The organism is Nonomuraea sp. NPDC001684, assembly GCF_053596515.1.
The window spans coordinates 1-5,864 of the sequence record NZ_JBSFGJ010000534.1; the positions used below are offsets into that span (position 1 = coordinate 1).

The window sequence follows — 5,864 nt, forward strand, 5'->3', positions numbered from 1 at the left end:
CAACTTCTGGCGCGCGGTCGCCGCCAGCGGCAAGGACATCGAGATCGTCGCGGTCAACGACCTGACCGACAACGCGACGCTCGCCCACCTGCTGAAGTACGACAGCATCCTGGGCCGTCTGCCGTACGAGGTGAAGGCCTCCAGCGACGAGATCACCGTCGACGGCAAGGCGATCAAGGCGTTCGCGGAGCGCGACCCGGCCAAGCTGCCCTGGGGCGACCTCGGCGTCGACGTCGTGGTGGAGTCCACCGGCCTGTTCACCGACGCCTCCAAGGCCAAGGTGCACGCCGACAACGGCGCCAAGAAGGTCATCATCTCCGCGCCGGCCAAGAACGAGGACGTCACCATCGTGATGGGCGTCAACGAGGGCGTCTACGACCCGGCCAGCCACACGATCATCTCCAACGCGTCCTGCACCACCAACTGCCTGGCCCCGATGGCCAAGGTCATCCACGACACCTTCACCATCGAGAAGGGGCTGATGACCACCATCCACGCCTACACGCAGGACCAGAACCTGCAGGACGGCCCGCACAAGGACCTGCGCCGCGCCCGCGCCGCCGCCCTCAACGTGGTGCCCACCTCCACCGGCGCCGCCAAGGCCATCGGCCTGGTGCTGCCCGAGCTCAAGGGCAAGCTCGACGGCTTCGCCATGCGCGTGCCGATCCCCACCGGCTCGGCCACCGACCTCACCGTCGACGTCAGCCGCGAGGTCACCGCCGAGGAGGTCAACGCCGCGGTCAAGGCCGCCGCCGAGGGCCCGCTCAAGGGCATCCTCAGCTACACCGAGGACGAGATCGTCTCCTCCGACATCGTCACCGACCCCCACTCCTGCATCTTCGACGCCGGCCTCACCAAGGTCATCGGCAACCAGGTCAAGGTCGTCGGCTGGTACGACAACGAGTGGGGCTACTCCAACCGCCTCGCCGACCTGATCGAGCTGGTCGGCCGCGACCTGTGAGCGTGACCGAGGCCGCTGCGGGAACAGGAGCATGAGCATGCGCACGCTCGACGATCTCGACGTCAAGGGGCGGCGCGTGCTCGTGCGCGCCGACCTCAACGTCCCGCTCGACGGGGAGAAGATCACCGACGACGGCCGCATCCGCGCGTCGGTGCCGACGATCCAGGCGCTGGCCGGGCGCGGCGCCAAGGTCGTCGTCTGCGCCCATCTGGGCAGGCCCAAGGGCAAGGTCAATCCCGAGTACTCGCTCGGGCCGGTGGCCGCCCGCCTGGGCGAGCTGCTCGGCCAGGACGTCGCCTTCGCCACCGACGTGGTCGGCGACAGCGCGCGGCAGACGGTCGAGGCCCTCCAGGAGGGCCAGGTCGCCCTGCTGGAGAACCTGCGCTACGAGCCGGGCGAGGAGTCCAAGGACGACGCCGTCCGCGGCGCGTTCGCCGAGAAGCTGGCCGGCCTGGCCGAGCTCTACGTCGGCGACGGCTTCGGCGCGGTGCACCGCAAGCACGCCAGTGTCTACGACGTGCCCAAGCTGCTGCCGCACGCGGCCGGCGGGCTGGTCGTGGCCGAGGTCGAGGTGCTGCGCCGGCTGACCGAGGACACCGAGCGTCCCTACGTGGTCGTCCTGGGCGGGGCCAAGGTCTCCGACAAGCTGGGCGTCATCGCCAACCTGCTCACCAAGGTCGACCGGCTGCTGATCGGCGGCGGCATGGCCTACACCTTCCTCAAGGCCCAGGGCCACGAGGTGGGCCGGTCGCTGCTCCAGGAGGACCAGCTCGACCAGGTGCGCGGCTTCCTCGCCGAGGCCGGCAAGCGGGGCGTCGACCTCGTGCTGCCGGTCGACGTGGTGGCGGCCGTCACCTTCGCGGCCGACGCCGAGCACGAGGTGGTCGAGGCCACCGCGATCCCGGCCGACCGCGAGGGGCTCGACATCGGCCCCAGGACGCGCGAGCTGTTCGCGAGCAAGCTGGCCGACGCCAAGACCGTCTTCTGGAACGGCCCCATGGGCGTGTTCGAGTTCGACGCGTTCTCCGGCGGCACCAGGGCGGTGGCCGAGGCGCTCATCGGCTCCGACGCCTTCACGGTGGTCGGCGGCGGCGACTCCGCGGCGGCCGTGCGCAGGCTGGGCCTGCCCGAGGACGGTTTCTCGCACATCTCCACCGGCGGCGGGGCCAGCCTGGAATACCTTGAGGGCAAGACCCTTCCCGGACTCGCGGCTCTGGAGGACTGAGGTGGCCCAGCAGCGCAAGCCGCTCATCGCCGGCAACTGGAAGATGAACCTCAATCACCTTGAGGCCATCGCCCTGGTCCAGAAGCTGGCGTTCGCGCTCAGCGACAAGGACTTCGACAAGGCCGAGGTGGCCGTCCTGCCGCCCTTCACCGACCTGCGCAGCGTCCAGACGCTGGTCGACGGCGACAAGCTGCGCATCGTCTACGGGGCCCAGGACCTGTCCCAGTACGACGGCGGCGCCTACACCGGCGAGGTGTCGGGCGTCATGCTGGCCAAGCTCGGCTGCACGTACGTGGTCATCGGCCACTCCGAGCGCCGCCAGTACCACGGCGAGGACGACGACCTCGTCAACGCCAAGGTGCAGGCGGCCTACCGGCACTCGCTCACGCCCATCCTGTGCGTCGGCGAGGGGCTGGCGGTGCGCCAAGAGGGCGGCCACATCGCGCACAGTCTCGGTCAACTCGACGGCGCCCTGCGCAAAATCAGCGCCGAGCAGGCAAAATCGATAGTGGTGGCCTACGAGCCCGTGTGGGCGATCGGCACGGGCGAGGTGGCCACCCCGGAGGACGCCCAGGAGGTCTGCGGAGCGTTGCGGGTGAGACTCGCGGAGCTCTACGACCCCGAAGTGGCCTCTGCGGTCCGTATCCTTTACGGTGGCTCGGTCAAGTCCGGCAATATCGTGGGGATCATGGCTCAACCCGATGTCGACGGCGCGCTTGTGGGCGGTGCCAGCATCGATGCCGGGGAGTTCGCCAAGATCTGCCGATTCTCCGAATTGCCTGGCTAACTGAGTCGTTCTGAGGGTGCGACTTGACACCAGGCCGTACCCTCAAGAGGCAAGTTTGAATCGTCACGCGTAACAGAGCACTGAAGGAACAGGCATACCGTGGAAATCGGAATCTCCATCGCCCTCATCCTGGCGAGCGGTCTCATGATCCTGCTCGTCCTGCTCCACAAGGGCAAGGGTGGCGGCCTGTCTGACATGTTCGGCGGCGGTTTCTCGTCGAACTTCGGTGGTTCCTCGGTGGTGGAGCGCAACCTCGACCGGCTGACCGTCATCACGGGCACCGTCTGGTTCGTCTGCATCATCGCTCTCGGCCTGCTCATGCGGCCTTGAGACAACTGATTAACGCGTGACAGTGATTCTCCCCCCGTGTCACGACGCGGGGCGATCGAGCGAGGAGTTCATCCGTGGGTAGTGGCAACGCGATCCGTGGCAGCCGAGTCGGCGCCGGCCCTATGGGGGAGGCCGAGCGCGGCGAGGCAGCTCCGAGAGTGCGGGTCTCGTTCTGGTGCGCCAACATGCACGAGACGCGCCCCAGTTTCGCCAGCGACGCGGCGGTCCCCGAGATGTGGGATTGCCCACGTTGCGGCCTCCCAGCCGGACAGGACGAGGAGGCCCCGCCTGCCCCGCCCAAGAACGAGCCGTACAAGACGCACCTGGCCTACGTGAAGGAGCGCCGGAGCGACAAGGACGGCAAGGCGATCCTCGAGGAGGCACTGGAGCGCCTGCGCAACAACAAGTCCCCCTGGTAGGCGAGCCGGCGGAAGGGCCCTGGTGCTGGTCACCGGGGCCCTTCGCGCGTCACCGGCCGTGCACCGCCACGCCGTCGACGAACGTCATGCGCACCCGCGTCGTCCAGATGTCGGCCGGGGGCAGCTCGAAGGGGTCGCGGTCGAGCACCACCAGGTCGGCCGGGCGGCCGGGCGCGATCACGCCCGCCGGCGAACGGTTGATCCAGGCCGACCCCTCGGTGTACGCGCTCAACGCCGTGGCCAGGTCGAGGCGCTGGCCGGGCAGGAACGGCGTCTGCGCCGTCGGGTAGCCCGCGTGCACCGATCCGCCCGGTTCGGTACGGTTCACCGCCACGTGCATGCCCTGGATCGGGTCGGCGTCCGAGACCGGCCAGTCGCTGCCCGCGCAGAACCGGGTGCCGTGCGCCTGGAGATCCTTGAAGGGGTACTGCCACGACGAGCGCGGCTCACCCAGGAACGGCAGCGTCAGCTCGTCCATCTGGGCGTGGTGGGTGGCCCACAGGGGCTGCAGGTTGGCCGTGACGCCCAGCGCGGCGAAGCGCGGCACGTCGGAGGGCTCGATGATCTGCAGGTGGGCGATGTGGTGGCGGTTGGCCGGGTCGGTGCCCTCGAAGCTGTCCAGGGCCTCGCGCACGGCGCGTTCGCCGATGGCGTGGAAGTGCACCTGGAAGCCCAGCCGGTCCAGCTCGGCGACGTACCGCTTGAGCTTGCCGGGATCGACGTAGGACAGGCCCGTGCCGCCGCACCGGCAGTACGGCTCCAGCGTCGCGGCGGTGAAGTTCTCCGTGATGCCGTCCTGCATGATCTTGACCGAGGTGGCGGCGAACCGGTCCAGCCCCTCGGCGGCGGCCCGCCTGCGGACCAGGTCCTCGATCTGGTCCTCGCCGCGCGTCCTGTCCCACCACAGCGCGCCCACCACGCGGGCGCGCAGCCGGCCCGCGCGGGCGGCGTCGAGGTAGGTGGGAAGCTGGTCGTCAGAGCCGGCGTACGAGCCGACGATGGCGTCCTGCCAGCCGGTGACGCCCAGCGAGAACAGGTGCTGTTCGGCCTCGGCCAGGGCCCTGGCCTGGTCCTCGGCGGTGGGCCGGGGGGCCAGCAGGCCGACGAGGTCCATCGCGCCCTCGTGCAGGACGCCCGACGGGGTGCCGTCGGCGTCGCGCTCGATCCTGCCGTCGGCGGGGTCGGGGGTGTCCCGGGTGATGCCGGCCAGGTCGAGGGCGCGGGAGTTGACCCAGGCGGCGTGGTGGTCACGCTGGATCAGGTAGGCGGGCCGGTCGAGGAAGTCGAGCTGGGAGCGGTGGGGGAGGCCGTTGGGGAAGGCTGACATGTCCCAGCCTCCGCCGTCGATCCACTCTTTTTCTGGATTTTTCGTGGCGTAGTCGGAGATCTTGGCTATGTAGGTGTCTAGGCCGAAGATCTCTGACAAGTCGCACTTCGCTCTTTCGAGTCCGGCTTGTACCGGGTGCATGTGCGCGTCGATGAAGCCCGGGGTGAGCAGGCCGCCGTCCAGGTCGACGGTGTCATGGCCGGGGGCGCTGCGGGACAGCTCGCCCTCCGGGCCGACGGCGGCGATCACCCCGTCCCGCACCAGCACGGCGTCGCGCCGCACGGCGCCGCCGATGAAGGCGCTGCCACCACGGAAGAGGATGTTCAAGGAGGTTCTCCCTTTCTCAGTGCGGTTCTCAGTGCGGGGTCAGTGGCCGGTGATCAGGTCGGCGAAGCGGGCCAGGGCCGAGGTGCGGGGCATGGAACGCTCCCGGTGATCGGCCACCCGGTACAGGCGGTACATCGCGTGCACCCCCATCCAGCGCAGCGGCTCGGGCTCCCAGGAGCGCACCTTGCGCCCCACCCACGGCAGGGACGTCAGCTCCGTCTCCTCCCCGAGTATGAGATCACGCAGGGTGCGCCCGGCGAGGTTCGTCGTGGTCACGCCGTGCCCGGTGTAGCCGCCGGCCCAGCCCAGGCCGGTCGCGCGGTCCACGTGCACGGTCGAGCACCAGTCGCGCGGCACGCCCAGCACGCCCGACCAGGCGTGCGCGACCGAGGAGGAGCGGGCCGCGGGGAAGAAGTCGACCAGGAGCCGCCACAGGGCCTCGACCGTCCACTCGTGGGTGCGGCCGCGGGCGTCGACGGGGGAGCCGT

The 5,864-nt window shown here is 69.8% G+C and carries 7 protein-coding genes; 5 read left to right on the top strand and 2 right to left on the bottom strand.

Annotated elements, in window-relative coordinates:
• The 5 genes from gap to ACWCSD_RS46275 form a co-directional block, all read left to right on the top strand.
• Nucleotides 1-961: type I glyceraldehyde-3-phosphate dehydrogenase (gap, locus tag ACWCSD_RS46255; RefSeq protein ID WP_449925094.1), on the top strand; the 961-nt coding region annotated here is incomplete at its 5' end.
• A gap of 37 nt (nt 962-998) precedes the next feature.
• Complete coding sequence (locus tag ACWCSD_RS46260; protein WP_397158929.1) at nt 999-2,186, top strand: phosphoglycerate kinase; 1,188 nt, start codon at nt 999-1,001, stop codon at nt 2,184-2,186.
• Between the two features lies 1 nt (nt 2,187).
• Complete coding sequence (gene tpiA / locus ACWCSD_RS46265) at nt 2,188-2,973, top strand: triose-phosphate isomerase (RefSeq protein WP_357705739.1); 786 nt, start codon at nt 2,188-2,190, stop codon at nt 2,971-2,973.
• Between the two features lie 99 nt (nt 2,974-3,072).
• A complete protein-coding gene (gene secG / locus ACWCSD_RS46270) occupies nt 3,073-3,303 on the top strand; it encodes a preprotein translocase subunit SecG (protein ID WP_090942947.1) in 231 nt (76 codons plus the stop codon).
• A gap of 74 nt (nt 3,304-3,377) precedes the next feature.
• On the top strand, nt 3,378-3,722 hold the full coding sequence (locus ACWCSD_RS46275) for an RNA polymerase-binding protein RbpA (protein ID WP_082310244.1): 345 nt from the start codon (nt 3,378-3,380) through the stop codon (nt 3,720-3,722).
• Nucleotides 3,723-3,771: 49 nt separating this feature from the next.
• On the opposite strand, the gene ACWCSD_RS46280 is transcribed toward ACWCSD_RS46275, so the two are convergent.
• Together ACWCSD_RS46280 and ACWCSD_RS46285 are read right to left on the bottom strand one after the other, a co-directional pair.
• Entirely contained in the window at nt 3,772-5,376 is a 1,605-nt protein-coding gene (locus tag ACWCSD_RS46280; RefSeq protein WP_387679959.1) for an amidohydrolase, read from the bottom strand.
• A gap of 39 nt (nt 5,377-5,415) precedes the next feature.
• Nucleotides 5,416-5,864: FAD-dependent oxidoreductase (locus tag ACWCSD_RS46285; protein ID WP_449925102.1), on the bottom strand; the 449-nt coding region annotated here is incomplete at its 5' end.